The following is a 19,353-nucleotide window of genomic DNA, read 5'->3' on the forward strand; positions in this document are numbered from 1 at the left end:
GCTCGGCCCCTAATGGTTGTCGCGAGGGTTGCCGAACTTGTCGATGATGCGGTGATACTTGACCGCCGGCTCCAGCACGGCGCCGGTCTGCAACGGGCCGACAGTGGCGCGCTGCAGCTCCTGCCAGGGCGTCTGCGACGGCGGATACTGGAAGCCGCCTGCAGCCTCCAGCGCCGCGCGGCGTTCGGCCATCTCGGCGTCCGACACCTTCGCATCGACGCGGCGGGTCTTCAGATCGACGCGGATCCAGTCCCCCTCGCGCAACAGGGCCAGATTGCCGCCCGCAGCCGCTTCCGGCGAGGCGTTGAGGATCGAGGGCGAGCCCGAGGTGCCCGATTGCCGCCCGTCGCCGATACAGGCGATGGCGGTGACCCCCTTCTCGATCAGGTAGGCGGGCGGCCGCATGTTCACGACCTCGGCCGCGCCCGGATAGCCGATCGGGCCGGCCCCGCGCATGAACAGGATCGACCGCTCGGTGATCCCCGTCGCCGGATCGTCGATGCGGTGGTGATAGTCCTCGGGCCCGTCGAAGACCACGGCGGGGCCTTCGAAGGCCTCGGGGTCCTCGGGGTCGGTCAGATAGCGGTCGCGGAACTCGGGCGAGATCACGCTCGTCTTCATGATGGCGCTCTCGAACAGATTGCCGCCCAGCACCAGGAAGCCCGCGTCGGTCATCAGGGCCTGATCGAACGGCCGGATGACGTCGGGCAGGACGATCTCCGCGCCCTTGCAGTTCTCGCCCATCGTCCTGCCGTTGACGGTCAGGGCGCCTTCACGGATCAGTCCCTGTTCCATCAGCTGGTTGATCACCGCCGGAACCCCGCCCGCCTGATGGAAGTCCTCGCCCAGATAGGTCCCGGCCGGCTGCAGATTGACCAGCAGGGGCACGGCGTGGCCCACGGTCTCCCACTCCTTGATCGGCAGGTCGACGCCCGAGTGGCGGGCCAGAGCCGTGATGTGGATCGGCGCATTGGTCGAACCGCCGATGGCGGAGTTGACGACGATGGCGTTGTGGAAGGCGTCGGGCGTCAGGATGTCGGACGGCTTCAGGTCCTCATGCACCATCTCCACGATCCGCTTGCCGGTCTGGTAGGCGACCTGCGGCCGTTCGCGATAGGGCGCCGGGATCGCCGCCGAGCCAGGCAAGGACATGCCCAGGGCTTCCGCGAGCGAGTTCATCGTCGAGGCCGTGCCCATGGTGTTGCAATAGCCCACCGACGGCGCCGAGGTGGCCACCAGATTGATGAAGCCCTCATAGTCCAGCTCGCCGCGCGCCATCATCTCGCGCGCCTTCCAGATGATCGATCCCGAACCGATCCGCTCGCCCTTCAGCCAGCCGTTCAGCATCGGCCCGACTGACAAACAGATAGCCGGGATGTCGACCGTCGCCGCCGCCATCAGGCAGGCTGGGGTGGTCTTGTCGCAGCCGATGGTCAGGACCACGCCGTCCAGCGGATAGCCGTAGAGCAGCTCGACCAGCCCCATATAGGCGAGATTGCGATCCAGCCCCGCCGTCGGCCGCTTGCCCGTTTCCTGGATCGGATGAACCGGAAATTCCAGGGCGATGCCGCCCGCCTCGCGGATGCCTTCGCGCACCCGTTTGGCCAGTTCGATGTGGTGGCGGTTGCAGGGAGCGAGGTCGGATCCCGTCTGGGCGATGCCGATGATCGGCTTGCCCGAGCGCAACTCCTCCAGCGTCAGGCCGTAGTTCAGATAGCGCTCCAGATAGAGGGCCGTCATGTCCGGATTGTCCGGATTGTCGAACCAGGCGCGCGAACGCAGGGCCTTGGGGAGGGCTTTGGCGGGCTTTTCGGGAGTCTGGGTCACGCGGGTCGTCCTGCGCCAGAGCGGCGCGTATGAGTGAGGTTTGGTGTTATCATCCGACAAATCGGAATTTTGTCGTTCGGCGCAAACACCTGTACAGCCGGAGAAATATGGCCAGGCGCGCGATCAGAACTTCCAGAATCGGACATGAGGGTCAGCCCGAACGGGGCGATCGCGCCCTGTCGGGGCATGCCCAGATCGTCCGCACGCTCGGCGAGGACATTCTGTCGGGCCGGTTCGCCTCCGGGGAGAAGCTGCCGCCCGAGCCCGAGTTGCTGGACCGGTTCGGGGTGTCGCGCACCTCGCTGCGCGAGGCGATCAAGACCCTGACGGCCAAGGGACTGCTGGTGGTCAAGACGCGCGTCGGCACCAAGGTGTCGGACCGTGTCCGCTGGAACCTGTTCGATCCCGAGGTCCTGTCGTGGAAGGTGCGCACCGGCATGGACGCCGACTTCCGCCGCCATCTGGCCGAGATGCGCCGGGCGGTGGAGCCGGCGGCGGCGGAGCTGGCCGCCCAGCACCGCACTCCGGACGACCTCATGGCCATGCGCATGGCCATTGCCGCCATGCGCGGGGAGACGAAGTCCGAGTACGGATTCGCCCGCGCCGACCTGTCGCTTCACCTGGCTATCGGGGCGGCGTCGAACAACCCGATGATGCGCTCGATCGCCAGCGTCATCGAGACCGCCCTGCTGGAGGCCTTCACCCTCAGCCCGCCGACCCGCGCGCCCGAATTGCACCGCGAAACCGTCGACGCTCACGAACGTATCGTCGACCGCATCGAGGCGGGCGACGGCCCGGGGGCCGCCGCCGCCATGCTCGCCGTCATCGACGCGGGCTTCCGTCGGGTCGAGAGCGAGCATCAGGCCTAGAGGGCCCGATACTTGAAATTCCTGAACCGGGCCTCGCCCGATCCGCCGGCGGCATAGATGCCGGGGCGCAGCATCATGAAGCCGCCGCGAACGTTCTGGTGATAGCCCGAGACCTCCATCTGGCGGTCGAACTTGGTCCAGGTCACGCCGTCCGGGCTCGAGTAGCAGGTGACGATGTGATTATCGTTCGTCAGCCGCATATGCATGCGCCGCCCGTTCGAATGGCCCGGCCGACCGCGCTCCATGCCGTAGGTATGGGTGACGAAGCGCTTCTCGTCGAAGCCCAGGCCGGCGTAGAGGCCGAAGTCATAAAAGAGCAGCAGACCCGCAGTCACGCCTTCGTCGATCTCGATCTCGCACTCGATCTCATAGGCGTGCTCGCCCTGGACGAAGGTCAGGGGCGAACAGTCCTTGGGCGCCGTGCCCTTGGCGGCCATGTGCAGCACCCCGCCCTCACGACGGAAGCGACGGCCTTCGTCCGGGCCCGGATTGTAGAAGCTCCACTGCACCCCGAACCTGTCGGTCGAGAAGTCGTCCGACAGGGCCATGCCGTGATGCTGGCCCGGCAGATCAGCGGGTTTGGCCATCGGGTGGGACAGATCGCCACCGGTCGCGTCGGGCCAGCCGTCCGCCGACCAGACGATCTTGTCCAGCAGGGTCTGGCGGCCGAGGGTCCAGAAGGCATTCTCATAGCCGTGATAGACGGTCCACCAGTCGCCTGCGGGGCCTTCGATCAGGGTGGCGTGGCCGCGCGACCACCACTTCTCGCGCGCGGTGGCGGTGCGGACGATCGGGTTGCGCGGATGGTTCTCCCACGGGCCGAAGACGGATTTCGAGCGGGCCACGATGACCATATGGCCGGTCGGCGGTCCGGCCGTGCCGCCCACGGCGGTGATCATGTAGAAATATTCGCCGTGCTTCAGGACCTTCGGCCCCTCGGGCGAGAAGCCCTCGACGTCCCAGTCAACCGGATAGCGCCAGGGATCATAAACATGGCGGACCTCGCCGACCGTGGCCATGCCGTCGTCGGTCAGCTGGATCATGTCGCCGCCGCTGAGGAACAGATAGCGTTTGCCGTCTTCGCCGACGACGTGGCCGGGGTCGATATGGTTGGGCAGCTTCAGGTCGACCGGCTCGCTCCACGGCCCCTCGATCTTCTCGGCGTGAATGACGTAGCTGGAGCGGTATTCATCCGTGCGGGCGGGAATATAGAGGAAGAAGCGACCGTCGTGCTTGCACAGCTCCGGCGCCCAGACCGAGCCGATGTTCTTCGTCAGGGCCGCCACGACCGGTGTCCAGTTCACAAGATCCTTTGACTGCCAGATCGTCAGTCCGGGCACGGATTCGAACGACGAATGGGTCATGTAATAGGTATCGCCGTCCTTCAGGATCGACGGGTCCGGGTGGTCGCCGGCCAGGATCGGATTGAGGAAGGTCCCGTCGCCGAGATCGGCCAGACGCTGGCCCTCGATGCCCTTCGGCCAGGTCATCGACGTCCAGTCCCCGAACGAGCGCGCGGCGTCTCGGGAGAGGGGCGCCGCCGCGGTTTCCGCCGACGGCGTCTGCGCTTTTGAGAGGGTCGGCGCGGCCACGCCCAGGGCGGCCAGACCGAAGGCTCCGCGTCTCGTCATCTTCATGGCTGTTTCCTCGTCGAGCCGATTTGTATTATAAATCCATCGTAGCGCCGCGTGAGACGGCGACAAGGGGCTGGGCCGAAGAATCGCCTTCGGGGGCCGCCGATTTCGGAGAGTTGACGTCCCCATGAACCATCCCGTGATCCGCCTGCTAACCGGGGCGCTCGCCGGCGCCCTGCTCGCATCCGCCGCGCCCGCCGCCTTCGCCCAGAGCGCGGCCACAACGGCCGCCACCGCCGCCCCGGCCCCCGAGCCCACGCGCCCCATCCGGGCCTCGAAAATCATCCTGATCGGCGACTCGACCACCCAGTCGAACAGCGGCTGGGGCGGCCGGTTCTGCTCGGACCACGTCGTGTCCTTCGTCGCCTGTCTGAACCTCGCGCGCGGCGGCCGCAGCACCAGCAACTATCGGGCGGAAGGCTCGTGGGACATCGCCCTCGCCGAGATGTCCACCGGCGCCTATGTCGATACCTGGGTCCTGATTCAGTTCGGTCACAACGACCAGCCGGGCAAGCCGGGCCGCTCGACCGATCTGGTGACCGAGTTTCCGCAGAACCTGCGCCGCTATGTCGCCGAAACCCGGGCCAGGGGCGCCATTCCGGTCCTGGTCACGCCCCTGACGCGCCGTCAGTTCGTGGACGGAAAGCTGGACAATGACCTGGAGCCCTGGGCCGCCGCCATCCGCGCTGTCGCCGCCGAGACCAACACCCCCCTGCTGGATCTGAACGCCGACAGTTCCGCCGCCGTCCAGGCCATGGGCCCCAGCCTCGCCGCCGGCTTCGCCCAGTCGCCGCCCTCGCCGGTCGTCGCCGCCGCCCTGCTGACCGGCACCACGATTCCGGCCAATGCCGGCGCGCCGGTTCCGCCCGCGCCGGCGGCGGGCGCAGCGCCGGCTCCGGCTCCCACCCAGAACAATGCCGCGGTCGAGCCGATGGGCGACGCCAAATTGTCGTTCGACTACACCCACCTGGGCCCGACCGGCGCCGCCTTCTTCGCGACCATGGTGACGCGCGAACTGGCCATCGCCGTGCCCGCCCTGCGCCGCAGCCTGATCAACTGACGCATTGATAAAACGAAAGGCCGGGCCGTCTCGCGACGGCCCGGCCTTTTGCTGTTTGCGGCTCCGGACTTTCCGAAAAAGAACCGGAGCGTCCTTTTCAGACGCTCCGGCAGGACGGAAGCCCGGGGAAGTGTTCGGCTCGCCCTAGAAGACCGCGCGAGCGCCGACGAAGAACTGGCGACCGGTCGAACCGTAGTTGGTCACCACCGGATCGTCGGCGTAACCCCAGCGGTTGGTCGTCTGGTTCGTCAGGTTCAGGGCCTCGACCGTCAGGGTGATCTGCTTGTTCAGCTTGTAGGTCATCGAGGCGTCGATGTTCAGCGTCTCCTGCGAGCCCAGGAAGTCATTGACCAGCGGCGAGTCCGAGAAGCCCGGATCCGTGGTGCCCGAGGCGATCGGGTACTGGGTCACATATTCCGCGCGGTAGGCGGCCGAAACACGGGCCGAGAACTTGGGCACTTCATAGAAGACCGTGAAGTTGAAGGCGTCCGGCGAGGCGCCGGTGAACGGACCGACGCCCGTGACCAGAGGCTGAGGCGTCAGGATGTAGTTCAGCTCGGATTCGAGGTGGGTGTAGTTGGCCTGGATGCCCAGGTTCTCGAAGTACCAGGGCAGGAAGGTCAGGTTCTGCTGATAGTTCAGCTCGATCCCGCGGATGTAGCCGCCCGGCGCATCGCGGAACTGGCGAATGGCGAAGGGCCTGTCGGCATTGATGTAGTCGACCTGGTTCTGGGCCAGCGTACGGTTGGCGGCGGTCGTCGCCGGATCGGCGACGATGGCCTCGAACTCGGCGCGCAGCTCGGCGATCGCGGTCGGGTCCATGATCGAGGACAGGGTGCCGTCGCCGACCAGGGTCTGCGGGAAGCTCTCGATTTCCTTGTCGAAGATGGCGACCGAGAACAGGGCGTCGGGCTGGAAGTACCATTCGAAGCTGAGGTCGTAGTTGGTCGCCGTGAAGGGGCTCAACTGCGGGTTGCCGATGGTGATCGCGCCGCCGGTCGTCGCGCCGAGAGCGTTCGGCACGGTAAACGCGGTGACGCTGGGCGCCAGGTTGCCGAGCAGCGGACGCGACATCACCTTGGCGATGCCGAGGCGGACGATCATGTTGTCCGCGACCTCATAGGCCATGTTCAGCGACGGCAGGTCGTTCTTGTAGTTGTTGGTCGCGTTGATCGCCCGGCCGCGGTTGGTGAAGCCGTCCGAGTCCAGATCCGTATAGGCGCGACGGATGCCGACGTTACCGCGCAGAGTCCGGCCGAAGACCGGCACGTTGAAGTCGATCTGACCGAAGAAGCTGCTGTCGGTTTCCTGGACCTGGAAGGTCTGGGCGAAGTTGTACTTCGTCGAAATCCGCCAGTCGTTCCACTTGTTGACGCAGTTGCACTCAAAATCGAACAGGCTGCGGAAGGCGTCCAGATCCGGAGCGTAGAAGCTGGTCGGGGTGCCCGCCGGCAGGTCCAGGCCCTGGCCGAAGGAATGCAGGCGACCGACCTTGTCGATGGTGGTCCCGGCTTCCAGCAGGCTGGGGTTCAGGGTCTCACGCGCCGATTCCCGCTGCAGGGCGGTGGTGTAGAAGGTGTAGCGGCGCTGCGACGCGCCCCACTTCAGGGTGATGTTCTCGCTGTGGTCATAGGCGAAGTCGATCGCGCCGCCTTCGTAGTGGTTGTCCACGACCCGTTCGAAATAGCGGATGGCGGAGAAGCCCTTGACGACGTCCCACTTGGTCGGATCGGCGACGTCGAAGCCGAAGTTCAGCGACGGCATGTCACCACCACCGCGGGCGTCATAGACGAAATAGCCATCGCCCGCGACGCCAGTGCCCGAGTTCATGCGGCTGAACTCGACCAGCGAGCCCTGGGATTTGTTGACCGACCGGCTCTCGCCATAGATCGCGTGCACCCGCAGGGTGTCGGTAATCTCGTGGTCGATGTTGATCGTGCCCTGCTGGAAGTAGGTGGTGTAGCGGGCTTCGTCAGCGGCCGAACGCATATCGACATTGCCCAGCACCAGATAGTCAGCGTTCTGGCCGTTCGGGCTCAGGGCCGCATCGATCAGCCGAATCGACGGACGGCCGATCAAGGCGTTCCGCATCGCCAGACCGGTCGGGTCAGCAATGTAACCGCGCGAGGTCGGGCTGTTGTAATAGTCGTATGGCTCGAGGTTGTTCGGATTAAAGCTGAAGCCCGAGAGAGTGCCCGCGACCGGCGTCGTTCCGTACATCTGCTGGCCGCAGTCGATCCCGGCCAGGATGTCTGTCTCGGCGCGGGCGCTGCAGGACGCGTACAGGGCGCGCCGCTGGGCCGCCGTGCCGCCGACGTTGGCATTCGACATCTGGTAGGTCGCCTGGTTGGCGGTGCCCTGGGTGTTGTTGCGGTTCAGGCCGACCGGAACGATCTGGTAGTTGGTCGAGACCTGGTCCAGCTGCGAATAGACGCCGTCGAAGCTGATCGTGGTCCGGTCGCTCGGGCGCCATTGGGCGCCGAACGTCATGCCGACGCGCTCCTGGCTCAGATCCTGCTGGTTCAGGGTCGGCAGGGCCGGGATACGGATCAGCGAGCCCGGGGACACCGTCGTACCGGCGGCGGTGCCGGTGGCGTTGTTGTTTTTCAGCGTCGAACCGATCGGATTGTTGATCAGGTTGTAGGCCGCCAGGTTCGAACCGCGCAGCGCGTCGCAGTAGGAGATGTTGGTGATGTTGACGCCGGGAATGACGCCGTTGTTGCAGGAGGTGCCGATCGGGGCGGCGAAGCCCTGGCGGGTCAGGATCGAGGTGCCGGCGGCGATGTTCGGCGTGCCGGCGAAGGTAGCCTGACGATAGGTGTAGTCCGACTGCCCAGCCTGACGCTGGTAGCTGTCGATGGTCTGGTCGCGCTTGTTATAGGCGATCGAGCCCAGCAGACCGACTTCACCGATATGGTTGAAGCGCCAGCGGTCCGAAACCAGGGCGGCGACGCGCGGGTTGTTGGTTTCGCCGTTCTCGTAATAGGCGTCCTGCACCGAAAGGGCGTAGCGGGCGCCGCGATAGTCGAACGGACGGCCGGTCTGCAGGTCGACGGTGGCGCCGAGCGACCCTTCATCCGTCTCGGCCGAAGCGGTCTTCTGGACTTTCAGCGAGTTGAAGAGTTCCGAGGCGAAGGTGTTGAAGTCGAAGCCGCGCGAGCGGTTGGGGCTGTCGCCCGCGATCGAGGCGCCAGCGGTGGACAGGGCTTCGACGCCGTTCAGGCGTACGCGGGTGAAGTCCGAGCCCAGGCCGCGGACGGTGATGGTGCGGCCTTCGCCGTTGTCGCGGTCGATCGAGACGCCCGGCAGGCGCTGCAGCGACTCGGCCAGGTTGGCGTCGGGGAAGTCGGCGATGTCTTCGGCGTTGATGGCGTCGACCATCACATTCGCATTGCGCTTGGTGCTCAGGGCGCTGCGCAGGGCGCCGCGGATACCGGTGACCACGACCTCGTCGACCTGGGAGGCGCCATCATCCGACTGCGCCGGCGCCGTCTGGGCCATCACGGGTTGTGCGGACAGGACACCCATGATCAGGGCGGTGGCGGATGCGCACTGAAGAGCGCGCACGCGAAGCGTGTTCATTTCGGTTCTCCTCCCAAGACGTCCGCCTCTCTCTGGAGGCTGAACAGAATCTCGCCGTGTTTCGGCCCGGTTACTAACCCGACACGTGACACCGGTGTCAAGCCACAGACCTGAAAAGATCAAATCATATTACAATTGGGGCACTTCCCGTCGCACCAGGGACACGGGGTTAGAACTCCTGCTCAATCATCACGATGCGATGAATGTTACGCCATAATCATTGTTTAACGATGATCTGTGACCCTTTCCATCGAAAACGGGGCGGGCGTCATGAGACGGAGACTTCTGGACGAGGCGGCGGAGCAGGACCTGAGACGCGGCGCGGAGCGTGGCCGACAGGGGTCTGCGGCCATCGAATTCGCCATGATCGGCCCGATGATGATCCTGCTTCTGGCCGGGATGGTCGTCTACGGCGGCTGGTTCTGGCTCGCGCAATCCGTGCAGTCGCTGGCTACTGAGGGGGCCCGGGCCGCAGTGGGGGGTTTGGACGCCGCGGAACGCGAACAGCTGGCGCGGACCTTCGTGACGGACCAGGCCGGCGGGGCCGCCGGGCTGGACCCGACCTTCGTCACGGTGAGCGTCACCAGCGACGCCCAGGCGATCCGGGTTCAGGTCGCCTACGACGCCCACGCCAACCCGGTGATGCTGCTGGCCGGACCCCTGCCCAAGCCCCCCACCGTGATTGAGCGCTCCGCCACCGTGCGGATCGGCGGCTATTGAGATGCGCCCCCGGGGCCGCCGGAAACCGGACTTCTATCAGGGCGTGTCGGGCCGCCTCCTCGCCGACCGGAAGGGCGGGATCGCGATCATGGCCGCCGTCGCAGGCGGCCTGTTCTGCGCCATGGCGGCCGTGACGGTCGACATCGGCTCCCTCGCCCTGCACGCCCGCCAGCTCCAGGGCGCTGCTGATCTCGCCGCCCTCTCCGGCGCCCGCGATCTGGACCATGCCGAGGCCGCTGCCCGCGCCACCGCCCAGGCCAATGCCGGGACAAGCGTGATCGCGACTGTCCTGAAGGGCCGCTACGTCTCCGACCGCACCCTCGCCCCGGCCCAACGCTTCACCGTCGCCGCACCGCAACCCAATGCGGTCAGAGTCACCCTCACCAGCCAGGCGCCGCTGTATTTCGGGCGCTGGATCCTCGGGCGGGATACGCTGAAAATCACCCGCTCGGGCACGGCCGCGACCCCGGGAGAGCCACGCGCCCTGTTTTCTATCGGCTCACGGCTGGCGGCGCTGGACGGGGGTGTCGCCAATCAGCTGCTCAGCGGCCTGACGGGCAGCAGCGTGTCGCTCAGCGTCATGGACTACAACGCCCTGGCCGGGGCGCAGGTGAACCTGCTGGCCTTCTCCGACGCCCTCGCTGCGGACATCGGCGTTCAGGCCGGAGACTATGACAACCTTCTGGCCCAAGAGGTCGACGCTGGTCAGGCCCTGCGGGTTCTCGGGGCCCTCGCCGGCGGCCAATCCTCCAGCGCCCTGTCACGTCTCGGAAACGCCGCCGTCGGGACGAAGCTCAAGGTTGGCGACCTGATCGGGGCCGAGGCCGACGCGACCGGGGGTCTTGCCCGGGGGCTGGACGCCTCGGTCTCGGCCATGGATCTCGCCATGGCCATGCTGGAGATCGGTGGCGGCGACCGCCAGATCGCCCTGACCACCGCCGCCCAGACCGGGATCGCCGAGCTGAAGATCGATCTGGCCATCGGCGAACGCCCCAACCATTCGCCCTGGATCACGGTCACTTCCAAGGGCGAACCGATCGTCCGCACGGCCCAGACCCGACTCTATATCCGTGCCCGGACGAGCCAGAAGCTGTCCGGCCTCGCCCAGGTCAATCTGCCGATCCTTATCGAACTCGCCTCGTCCGAGGCGCGACTGGACTCCATCGCCTGCAAGCCATCACGCGCCGTCACTCTCGGCGTCCGGCCCGGGCTGGCGCGCGCCGACATCGGAATCATCGACGAGACAAAGCTGAAGGATTTCACACACAGCCTGACAGTGACGCCCGCGACGCTGATGTCGGTGGCCGGTCTGGTCAGCCTGACCGGCCGCGCCACGATCGAGGCCGCGGATCAAGGCTTCAGGCCGACCGCGTTCACCGACGCCGAGATCAGCGCCCGGACGACGAAGACGGTCAAGGCGACCGGTCTCGTGAACGGCGTCGTCGTCAGCCTGGTTCAGAAGCTGGACGTCACCGTCAACATTATCGGCCTGCCGCTGGGCCTTGGCGGGCTGGTCAGCGCGCTCGGGACCCTGCTAACGCCGCTCGGCCCCGTGCTGGACGCCGTGATCAATCCGATCCTCGACACACTGGGCCTGAGCTTCGGCGAGGCAGACGTGACGGTGCTCGGCGCCGTCTGTCCCGACGGCGCCGGCAGACCGGTGCTGGTGGGTTAGTCGCGCAGCAGTTCGTTGACGCCGGTCTTGGCCCGGGTCTGGGCGTCGACGCGCTTGACGATGACCGCGCAATAGAGCGACGGGCCGCCGTTCGGATCAGGCAGGGAGCCGGGCACCACGACGCTGTAGGCCGGGACCTCGCCGCGGAAGACTTCGCCCGTGGCGCGGTCGACGATCTTGGTTGAGCCCGACAGATAGACGCCCATGGCCAGGACCGCGCCCTCACGCACGATCACGCCCTCGGCGACCTCGGCGCGGGCGCCGATGAAACAGCCGTCCTCGATGATGGTCGGATTGGCCTGCAGGGGCTCCAGCACCCCGCCGATGCCGGCGCCGCCCGACAGGTGGACGTTCTTGCCGATCTGGGCGCAGGAGCCGACCGTGGCCCAGGCGTCGACCATCGAGCCCTCATCGACAAAGGCGCCGATGTTCACGAACGACGGCATCAGGACCACGTTCCTGGCGATGTGCGCGCCCTGACGGACGATCGATCCGGGCACGGAACGGAAGCCGGCGGCCTGATAGTCAGCCGCGGTCCAGTCGCCGAACTTGTTGGGCACCTTGTCCCAGAAGGGACCGACGCCGGGGGCGCCCGAGGTTGGGCTGGCCACGGCGCGTTCGCCTGCGCGCATGATCTGGTTCTCGTTGATGCGGAAGGACAGCAGCACCGCCTTCTTCAGCCACTGGTGCGTGGTCCAGACGCCGTCATCGCCGCGCGTGGCGACCCGGGCCTCGCCCGAATCCAGCAGGGCCAGGGCCTGTTCGACGGCATGGCGGACCTCGCCATGAGTCGAAGGCGAAAGCTCGGCGCGGTCGTCCCACGCCTTTTCGATGACGGCTTCCAGCTGGGCGCGGTCGAGGGTCATGCTTTGGTCTCCGCAAGATGGGCGGTGGCGAGGAAGGGGCCGAGCGCGGCGGCCCGGAAATCAATATAGGCGTCTGTCGAGGTCAGCGCTCTCGGGCCGACCAGCACCGTGGTCATCCCCAGAGCCTTGGCCGGCTGCAGATTGCGCGGCGTATCCTCGAAGAAGGCGGTGCGGGTCGGATCGATGTCGAAGCGGGCGATCATCTTCGCGAAAGTTTCGGGCGCCGGCTTGGGCAGCAGGTCGGCGTCCTCGATCGAGAACAGGCCGCTGAACAGGTCGGTCAGGCCGAGCGCTTCCAGCACCCGCCGTCCGTGTTCGGTCGATCCGTTGGTGAAGACGTAGCGAGGGCCTTGCAGACGTTCGAGCGCCAGACGCAGGCCCGGCTCGGGATCCAGCCCGTCCAGCGGCACGTCGTGGACGTCGGCAAGGAAGTCGGCCGGATCGAATTTGTAGTCCTGCAGCAGACCGCCCAGGGTCGCGCCGTGGTCGGTCAAATAGCGCAACTGCAGCGCCCGCGCCTCGTCCTCCGGCAGGCCGGTCAGCCGCACCATATAGTCAAAGATCTTGCCCGAGACCCGCTTCAGGATCTGGCGCTCGGGCGGATAGAGGGTGTCGTCAAGATCGAACAGCCAGGTGGTGATCCCGGTCAGGTCGGCGGAAAGCTCGGTCGCCGGTTCACCCGTGTCCACAGGCGCCGCGACAGGCTCCGCGGTCACGCCTTCACCAGGGTGCCGGCGCCGTGCTCGGTAAACAGCTCGACCAGCATGGCGTGGGGACGGCGGCCATCGAGGATGACCACAGCCTCGACCCCGGCCTTCACCGCGTCCATCGCCGTCTGCAGCTTGGGGATCATGCCGCCCGAGGCGGTGCCGTCGTCGATCAGCCCTTGCGCCTCGGCGACCGTCATCTGACGGATCAGCTGGCCGTTCTTGTCGAGCACGCCCTTGACGTCCGTCAGCAGCAGCATGCGCTTGGCGTTGAGCGAGCCCGCGACCGCGCCCGCGACCGTGTCGGCGTTGACGTTATAGGTCATGCCGTCCTCGGCAACGCCGATCGGGGCGATGACCGGAACCCAGTCGTCGGTCTCGGACGCGATCAGGCCGGCGATCAGCTTGGGGTCCACTTTGGTCGGTTCGCCGACGAAGCCGAGATCGACCTCGTGCTCGATCAGGCTGTCGGGGTCGCGGCGCGTGCGGGTGGTCTTCTCGACGGTCAGCAGGCCGGCGTCCTTGCCCGACAGGCCGATGCCGCGCACGTCGGCCTCCTTGCCCGCCACCGAAATCCAGTGGGCGATCTCTTTATTCACGGCGCCGGACAGGACCATCTCGGCGACGACCATCGTGTCCCGGTCGGTGACGCGCAGGCCGTCGATGAAGTTCGACTTCACTCCGGCCTTGTCCAGCATGGCGCTGATCTGCGGTCCGCCGCCGTGGACGACCACGGGGTTCACGCCCATCAGCTTGAGCAGGACCACATCGGCGGCGAATTGCTTCGCCACGGCGGTCTCACCCATGGCGTGGCCGCCGTATTTGATCACCACCGTCTCGCGGTCGTAGATCTGGATATAGGGCAGGGCCTCGGCGAGGGTTTTCGCCGTGGCCCAGCCGCGCTCTTCCGACTGGCGTTCAACTTCGTCCATCATCGGCGGGCTGATAGACGCGAAGCGTGGCGCTGTCACGGCGAAAGGCCATGAAACTCACGCCCCGCCTGACCGTTCAGGCTTCGACAAGGAGGGCGACATGAAAGAACACGACATCGACGACCACGGCCTGACCCCCGCGGACCCGGCCGAGGCCCAGCATCACGACGCGACCCTGTGTCCCGAATGCGAGGGGACGGGGTCACTGCCCGACGGCGAAACCTGTCCGGTTTGCGAAGGCACGGGCAAGGCGACGGGCCGCACGGGCGGCGGCTGACTATTCCGCCGGATCGAAGATGGCGGTGAACTCCGCCTGGGCGCTTTCGAAGTCCGGGGGACGTCCGATATCCAGCCAGTATTCGTGGATCGGATAGGCGCCGACGGTCTCTCCATCCACGTTCAGGGCGTTCAGCAGGTCGGGCATGTCATACATCCCCTCGGCGGGCACCCGCGCCAGCACCTCGGGTGACAGACAATAGACGCCGGCATTGGCCAGCCAGCGGAAAGTCGGCTTCTCCGTCAGGCTGGTGACGCGCGGCCCGTCCGTCTCCACCACCCCGTGGGGCGACTGGAAATTATGCTCGCGAACACACAGCGTTGCCTTGGCCTGATGCTCGACATGGAAGTCGATCAGTTCGCCGAAGCTCATCCGGGTCAGAAGGTCGCCGTTCATGACCAGCATCGGCTGGTCGATCGTGTCGGCCAGCAGGGACAGGGCCCCCGCCGTGCCGCGCGGATGGTCTTCCCGCAGATAGTCGATCTCGACGCCCAACGAGGAACCGTCGCCGAAATGATCCTCGATCATCTCGGCCAGATAGTTGACCGCCAGACGGAAGCGCCGGAAACCCTGGGCCTGAAGCCGCTCGATGATGGTCTGCAGCAAGGGGCGACCCGCCACCTTCAGCATCGGCTTGGGACAGTTCTGGGTCAGGGGAAACAGCCGCGCCCCGCGCCCGCCGGCCATCAGCACCACCAGATTGTCGCGTGGCGCTGCCACGCCCAGCACATCGGGGTAGAGGCCGATGACCCGCCCCTTGCCGTCTACCAACGGGGCGAGGCCGACGCCGCGATCCGACAGGGCGCGCACCGCATCCTTGTCCGAGACACCGGACTTCAGCGACACCGGGTTGGCGTTCATCACCGCGCTCAGCGGGGCGTCCATGGTCAGGCGCCGCATCAGGCCCCGCCGGATGTCGCCGTCCGAGACCGAACCGACCAGCCGCCGCTCCTCATCGACGACGAGGATCAACTTGCGCCGCACCGAATCCAGCCGCTCGATGGCGGCCAACAGCGGCGTCTCCGGGCCCATCATCTGGGCCTCGAGATTGGAGGGCGAGCTGGTCGGCAATCTGGAGGAAGCGGTCACACCGCATACTCCGCCGGGCGATACAGCTGCGGGTGCTCGCGGATGAAGTCGGCGGTGCGTGCCAGCCCCTCCTCGACGCTGACCGTCGGGGCCCAACCCAGTTTCGCCTTCGCAAGCGAGGCGTCGGCGATCAGCCGCTCGACCTCGCTGGCCGGCGGGCGGATGCGCTGTTTGTCCTCGACCACCTGAACCTCGATCCCGGCCGCCTTGCCGATCATGGCCGGCAGGTCGCCGATCCGGACCTCGCGCCCCCCGCCGGTGTGGACGGTCAGCCCCTCGATGCCCGGGACGATCCCCGCCCGCAGGAAGGCGTCGGCCGTGTCATCGACGAAGACGAAGTCCCGCGTCGGCCGGGTGTCGCCCAGCATAACCGGCCGTCCGGCCAGGGCCTGCATGGTGATCGAGGGGATGACGGCCCGGGCGCTCTGGCGCGGCCCGAAAGTGTTGAACGGACGCAGCGTCACGACCGGCGTCTCAAAGCTGCGGTGATAGCTCTCGGCCAGTTTGTCGGCGGCGATCTTGGTCGCGGAATAGGGGGACTGGCCGACCAGCGGATGGGCCTCGGTCATCGGAATGGTCTGGGCCGAGCCATAGACCTCGCTGGTCGAGGTGTGGACCAGTCGGCCAACACCCAGCTCGCGGACCGCCTGCAGCACATTGAGCGTGCCCATCATATTGGTCCGGACGTAGCTCTCCGGCGCCAGATACGAATAGGGAATGGCGATCAGGGCGCCGAGATGGAAGACGATCTCCCGGTCCTTCACCGCATCGTACACGCTGTCGCGGTCGGCCAGATCGCCGCGCCGCACGTCGAGCTCGGCCCGCACAGGCGACCGGTCCAGCCAGCCGGCGTCGCCGTCGGAGGTATAGCGCACCAGCACCCGCACGTTCGCGCCCAACTCGACCAGGCGTTCGGTCAGGCGGCTGCCGATGAAGCCGCCCGCGCCCGTGACCAGCACGCGCTTGCCCGCATAGGCCTTCAATAGATCGTCCACGCCGTCTGCTCCGTGCGGCCGCGCTCCCCGGCGGGCCGCTGTCGCGCGCATGATTCTCCGAACGTGGTTAACCGCGCGTAAGGCCGGGATCGGCATTAGTCCTTATCTCTTGAGGAGTGGCGGCATGATCGACGGCAAACGGGTGCTGGGCCTCGTCCCCGCCCGCGCGGGCTCGCAAGGCCTGCCGGGCAAGAACCTGCGCGCCCTCGCCGGCCGCCCGATGATCGGCTGGACGCTGCTGGCCGGTCAGGCCTCGACCACCATCGACCGGCTGGTGGTCACGACCGACGATGAGGCCGTCATCGCCCTCGCTGGCGACATGGGCGTCGAGACCCTGCGCCGCCCCCCCGAACTGGCGAGCGCCTCCGCCTCGGTCATGGACGCCATCGAACACGCCCTGACCGCGATCGCCGAAGACTGGGACTATGTCGTTCTGCTCCAGCCCACCTCGCCGCTGCGCACCACAGCCGACATCGACGGCGCGGTGGCCCGTTGTCATTCCCGAAACGCCCCCTCGATGATCGGGGTCTCACCCATGCCCAAGCCGCCCGGCTTCTATGGCTCGCTCGGCGCCGATGGTCTGTGGAAACGGAACGATCCGCACACGGATGAATCCGTCATCATCAACGGCGCCATCTATGTCGGACGGCCGGATATCCTGAGCCGCGACCGCTCCTTCCAGTCCGACGGGACCCTGACCTGGTCGATGCCGCCCGAGCGCGGCTGGGACGTCGACACCCTGTTTGACTTCGTGGTGTGCGAGGCCCTGTGGCCTCATGTGACGACGGGTGAGGATCTGGGCGGGGTTCGCCGCTAGGTCCGATCGACGAAGGGCTTCCTCGCCAGTCCGGCGAAGTCGGTCCGCTCCAGCACCTCAACGATGCGCTCCGCCGCATGTCCGTCGCCGAACGGCGCCGGCTGGGCGCACGCGGCCTTGCGGAAAGCAGGGTCGAGCGCCTGCTTCAGGGCCGCCGCGACCGCCTCCGGCGTATTGGCGCAGTCGATGACGCTCGGGGGCTTCAGCCGTCCGGCCTGTCGGTCCCCAACATTGACCGAAGGCGTCCCCGCCGCAGGGGCCTCGATCACCCCACTGGAGGAGTTGCCGACCACGGCGTCGCAGGCCGTAAGGGCCGCCGCATACCGCCGCGCGCCGAGGGACTCGAAGGTCAGGACCTGATCGGGCCGGTCGTCCCCGAAAGCCTTGGTCGCCGCCCGGATCGACTCGGCGCCGGCATCGGCATTGGGCAGGGTGATCACGATCTTCCGGTCCGTGATCGTCCCCAGCCCCTTCAGAAAGGCCGAGATCTGCGTCTCGGGGGAGACCGCCGCGAGGGTCTCCGGATGGAAGGTGACCACGACGAACCCCGGCTCCAGCCCGTCGGGAGCCAGACCCAGCATCACCGCCACCTCGGCCCGGCTGGAGCGGCCGAAGACGACGAGGTTGTCGACCCCGGTCGCGCCGACCGTGAAGACCCGCTCCGGCGGCTCCCCCATCTGGATGATGCGGCGGGAGTAAGGTTCGGCGGCGGTGAAATGCAGGGCCGCCAGTTTGGTGACAGCGTGACGGATGGCGTCGTCCACGGCCCCCGCCGTCCGATGTCCGCCTTCAAGATGCACAATCGGCAGGCCCAGCGGGACCGCTGCTGCCGCCGCCGCCAGCGCCTCGGTCCGGTCGCCGAGGATCATGACCGCGTCCAGCTTCAGTTCGACATAGGCCTTTGCCGCGCCCGCCAGCACCGCCGCCATATCGTCCGCGACAGAGGCGCCGTCGCCGCCCGCCAGAGGAACCGGAACTCGCGCCGCGATCGCCCGACCGTCGGCCTCGATCTCCGCGACCGTCGCCCCATGCCTCTCGGACAGATGGGTTCCGCTGACGATCAGGACGGGCTCAAGCCGCGCCGAGGCCTCCAGCCGGGCCAGCACCGGCCGCAGCAGGCCGTATTCCGCCCGGGTCGCGGTGAAGACGCCGATCCTCGCAGGGGCCTGGCTCACGCCTCAATGATCTCGTCGGTGGCATAGGCCCGGGTGGCGGGCCGGCCGATCAGGTCCCACAGCAGGCCCGGCGCCAGACCGCCGCCCGCGCGCCGCGCCGTCAGATTGTCGATGCTGAAGGCTTCGCCCGCCGCGATGGGCCGGGCCGCGACCAGTCCGCGCCGCGCCACGGCGATATTGGGGATTTCCGCGGCAACCGGCCGTTTGACCGGATCGCCCAGGGCATCGGCGACCCGCCGAGCCCCGGCGACCAGAGCCGCCATCTCGTCCGGCTCCAGCGAGGCCTTGTGGTCCGGCCCTTCCGCGGTGCGGTCCAGGGTCAGATGCTTCTCGATCACTGTCGCCCCGCGCGCCACCGCAGCCAGGGCGATGTCGATGCCAAGAGTATGGTCCGAATAGCCGGGGCGGACGCCCAGGGCCGCGTAGGCGTCCATCACGCTCAGATTGGCCTGGTCATGCGGCGCCGGGTACTGGGTCACGCACTGCATGACGACCGTTTCCGCCAACACTGGCGCGGCTTCGGACGAGCGGAACGCCTCGGCGAAGGCCGCCAGCGACGGCGCCTCGACAGCCCCCGCAACCCGTCCGAACACCACGCAGCCCAGCGCCTGTTCGACCTCGTCCATCGTCGCCATCCCGGTCGACAGCAGCAGCGGCCGGTTCATCCGGGCGAGCGCCAGCAGGAAGGGCAGGTTGGTCAACTCGCCCGATCCGACCTTAATCCGCTCCATCCCCAGATCGTCGACCAGAAGATGGGCAGAGCGGATGTCGAAGGGCGTCGACAGGAAGCGGACGCGGCAGGCGCGGGCGTGATCGACGACCCGCGACAAGGCGTCGCGGGGCAGGACCAGCCGCGACAACATCTCGGCCTGGACCGAGCCCTGGCCCGCCTCGGCCTGATAGGCGGCGGTCGGCGCGGAGGCCGTGGACAGTTCGGCGGGGTCGAAGGTCTGGAATTTGACCGTGTCCGCACCGGTCGCCGCGGCGACCTCGACCAACCGCAGCGCGAGATCCTCGCGCCCATCATGATTGACGCCGGCTTCGGCGATGATTTCGCAGGACGGGTCGGATCTCATGCCTCCAGTGCATAGGACGCTTCGCCGTCTGCCGGAAGCCACTGACGCTCAT

16 protein-coding genes are annotated in these 19,353 nt (G+C 67.3%); 6 read left to right on the forward strand and 10 right to left on the reverse strand.

Going from position 1 to position 19,353, the window contains the following annotated elements; translation table 11 throughout:
- Positions 1-9 precede the first annotated feature (9 nt).
- Entirely contained in the window at positions 10-1,827 is a 1,818-nt protein-coding gene (locus AC07U0_RS09105) for an IlvD/Edd family dehydratase (protein WP_494719703.1), read from the reverse strand.
- A gap of 107 nt (positions 1,828-1,934) precedes the next feature.
- Here AC07U0_RS09105 and AC07U0_RS09110 point away from each other — a divergent pair, with 107 nt between their 5' ends.
- Positions 1,935-2,696, forward strand: a complete 762-nt coding sequence (locus tag AC07U0_RS09110; RefSeq protein WP_494719704.1) for a FadR/GntR family transcriptional regulator — start codon at positions 1,935-1,937, stop codon at positions 2,694-2,696.
- Here AC07U0_RS09110 and AC07U0_RS09115 read toward each other — a convergent pair.
- Positions 2,693-4,333, reverse strand: a complete 1,641-nt coding sequence (locus tag AC07U0_RS09115) for a family 43 glycosylhydrolase (RefSeq protein ID WP_494719705.1) — start codon at positions 4,331-4,333, stop codon at positions 2,693-2,695. The two genes, AC07U0_RS09110 and AC07U0_RS09115, sit on opposite strands and share 4 nt — an antisense overlap.
- 124 nt (positions 4,334-4,457) lie before the next feature.
- On the opposite strand from AC07U0_RS09115, the gene AC07U0_RS09120 reads away from it, so the two are divergent.
- The gene (locus tag AC07U0_RS09120; protein ID WP_494719706.1) at positions 4,458-5,390 is read left to right on the forward strand and encodes a rhamnogalacturonan acetylesterase; all 933 of its coding nucleotides are present in this window, start codon (positions 4,458-4,460) and stop codon (positions 5,388-5,390) included.
- A gap of 144 nt (positions 5,391-5,534) precedes the next feature.
- Here the strand turns inward: AC07U0_RS09120 and AC07U0_RS09125 are convergent, their stop codons facing one another.
- Positions 5,535-8,972 (reverse strand): TonB-dependent receptor domain-containing protein, encoded by a 3,438-nt coding sequence (locus AC07U0_RS09125; protein ID WP_494719707.1) that lies wholly within the window; start codon positions 8,970-8,972, stop codon positions 5,535-5,537.
- 270 nt (positions 8,973-9,242) lie between these two features.
- Here AC07U0_RS09125 and AC07U0_RS09130 point away from each other — a divergent pair, with 270 nt between their 5' ends.
- Both AC07U0_RS09130 and AC07U0_RS09135 read left to right on the forward strand, forming a co-directional pair.
- The gene (locus tag AC07U0_RS09130; protein ID WP_494719708.1) at positions 9,243-9,692 is read left to right on the forward strand and encodes a TadE/TadG family type IV pilus assembly protein; all 450 of its coding nucleotides are present in this window, start codon (positions 9,243-9,245) and stop codon (positions 9,690-9,692) included.
- A 1-nt stretch (position 9,693) separates the two neighbouring features.
- Entirely contained in the window at positions 9,694-11,367 is a 1,674-nt protein-coding gene (locus AC07U0_RS09135) for a TadG family pilus assembly protein (RefSeq protein ID WP_494719709.1), read from the forward strand.
- Here the strand turns inward: AC07U0_RS09135 and dapD are convergent.
- The 3 genes from dapD to argB are packed head-to-tail and all read right to left on the reverse strand — an operon-like array spanning position 11,364 to position 13,872.
- A complete protein-coding gene (dapD, locus tag AC07U0_RS09140) occupies positions 11,364-12,233 on the reverse strand; it encodes a 2,3,4,5-tetrahydropyridine-2,6-dicarboxylate N-succinyltransferase (protein WP_494719710.1) in 870 nt (289 codons plus the stop codon). The two genes, AC07U0_RS09135 and dapD, sit on opposite strands and share 4 nt — an antisense overlap.
- Positions 12,230-12,949 carry a pyrimidine 5'-nucleotidase gene (locus tag AC07U0_RS09145; RefSeq protein WP_494719711.1) on the reverse strand — a complete coding sequence of 240 codons (720 nt, stop codon included), beginning with the start codon at positions 12,947-12,949 and terminating at the stop codon, positions 12,230-12,232. The genes dapD and AC07U0_RS09145 overlap by 4 nt, the downstream gene beginning before the upstream one ends.
- The gene (argB, locus tag AC07U0_RS09150) at positions 12,946-13,872 is read right to left on the reverse strand and encodes an acetylglutamate kinase (protein WP_207932683.1); all 927 of its coding nucleotides are present in this window, start codon (positions 13,870-13,872) and stop codon (positions 12,946-12,948) included. The genes AC07U0_RS09145 and argB overlap by 4 nt, the downstream gene beginning before the upstream one ends.
- Positions 13,873-13,972: 100 nt before the next feature.
- Here argB and AC07U0_RS09155 point away from each other — a divergent pair, with 100 nt between their 5' ends.
- Positions 13,973-14,149 (forward strand): hypothetical protein, encoded by a 177-nt coding sequence (locus AC07U0_RS09155; protein WP_494719712.1) that lies wholly within the window; start codon positions 13,973-13,975, stop codon positions 14,147-14,149.
- On the opposite strand, the gene AC07U0_RS09160 is transcribed toward AC07U0_RS09155, so the two are convergent.
- Positions 14,150-15,238, reverse strand: a complete 1,089-nt coding sequence (locus AC07U0_RS09160; protein ID WP_494719713.1) for a nucleotidyltransferase family protein — start codon at positions 15,236-15,238, stop codon at positions 14,150-14,152.
- Positions 15,235-16,233: a GDP-mannose 4,6-dehydratase gene (locus AC07U0_RS09165; RefSeq protein WP_494719714.1), complete on the reverse strand. Its 999-nt coding sequence runs from the start codon at positions 16,231-16,233 to the stop codon at positions 15,235-15,237. Before AC07U0_RS09165 ends, AC07U0_RS09160 begins: the two co-directional genes overlap by 4 nt.
- 124 nt (positions 16,234-16,357) lie before the next feature.
- On the opposite strand from AC07U0_RS09165, the gene AC07U0_RS09170 reads away from it, so the two are divergent.
- Positions 16,358-17,050 (forward strand): acylneuraminate cytidylyltransferase family protein, encoded by a 693-nt coding sequence (locus AC07U0_RS09170; protein WP_494719715.1) that lies wholly within the window; start codon positions 16,358-16,360, stop codon positions 17,048-17,050.
- Here the strand turns inward: AC07U0_RS09170 and neuC are convergent.
- Both neuC and AC07U0_RS09180 read right to left on the reverse strand, forming a co-directional pair.
- Positions 17,047-18,225 carry a UDP-N-acetylglucosamine 2-epimerase gene (neuC, locus tag AC07U0_RS09175; RefSeq protein WP_494719716.1) on the reverse strand — a complete coding sequence of 393 codons (1,179 nt, stop codon included), beginning with the start codon at positions 18,223-18,225 and terminating at the stop codon, positions 17,047-17,049. The genes AC07U0_RS09170 and neuC overlap by 4 nt on opposite strands.
- Positions 18,222-19,301 (reverse strand): N-acetylneuraminate synthase family protein, encoded by a 1,080-nt coding sequence (locus tag AC07U0_RS09180; protein ID WP_494719717.1) that lies wholly within the window; start codon positions 19,299-19,301, stop codon positions 18,222-18,224. Before AC07U0_RS09180 ends, neuC begins: the two co-directional genes overlap by 4 nt.
- Positions 19,302-19,353: the final 52 nt, after the last annotated feature.

Source organism: Brevundimonas sp. GW821-FHT02A10, from assembly GCF_059422025.1.

Bases quoted from the DNA above. Each gene is read 5' to 3' on its own strand.
- AC07U0_RS09110 (WP_494719704.1), top strand. From the start codon at position 1,935: ATGGCCAGGCGCGCGATCAGAACTTCCAGAATCGGACATGAGGGTCAG.
- AC07U0_RS09115 (WP_494719705.1), bottom strand. From the start codon at position 4,333: ATGAAGATGACGAGACGCGGAGCCTTCGGTCTGGCCGCCCTGGGCGTG.
- AC07U0_RS09120 (WP_494719706.1), top strand. From the start codon at position 4,458: ATGAACCATCCCGTGATCCGCCTGCTAACCGGGGCGCTCGCCGGCGCC.
- AC07U0_RS09125 (WP_494719707.1), bottom strand. From the start codon at position 8,972: ATGAACACGCTTCGCGTGCGCGCTCTTCAGTGCGCATCCGCCACCGCC.
- AC07U0_RS09130 (WP_494719708.1), top strand. From the start codon at position 9,243: ATGAGACGGAGACTTCTGGACGAGGCGGCGGAGCAGGACCTGAGACGC.
- AC07U0_RS09135 (WP_494719709.1), top strand. From the start codon at position 9,694: ATGCGCCCCCGGGGCCGCCGGAAACCGGACTTCTATCAGGGCGTGTCG.
- dapD (WP_494719710.1), bottom strand. From the start codon at position 12,233: ATGACCCTCGACCGCGCCCAGCTGGAAGCCGTCATCGAAAAGGCGTGG.
- argB (WP_207932683.1), bottom strand. From the start codon at position 13,872: ATGGACGAAGTTGAACGCCAGTCGGAAGAGCGCGGCTGGGCCACGGCG.
- AC07U0_RS09155 (WP_494719712.1), top strand. From the start codon at position 13,973: ATGAAAGAACACGACATCGACGACCACGGCCTGACCCCCGCGGACCCG.
- AC07U0_RS09170 (WP_494719715.1), top strand. From the start codon at position 16,358: ATGATCGACGGCAAACGGGTGCTGGGCCTCGTCCCCGCCCGCGCGGGC.
- AC07U0_RS09180 (WP_494719717.1), bottom strand. From the start codon at position 19,301: ATGAGATCCGACCCGTCCTGCGAAATCATCGCCGAAGCCGGCGTCAAT.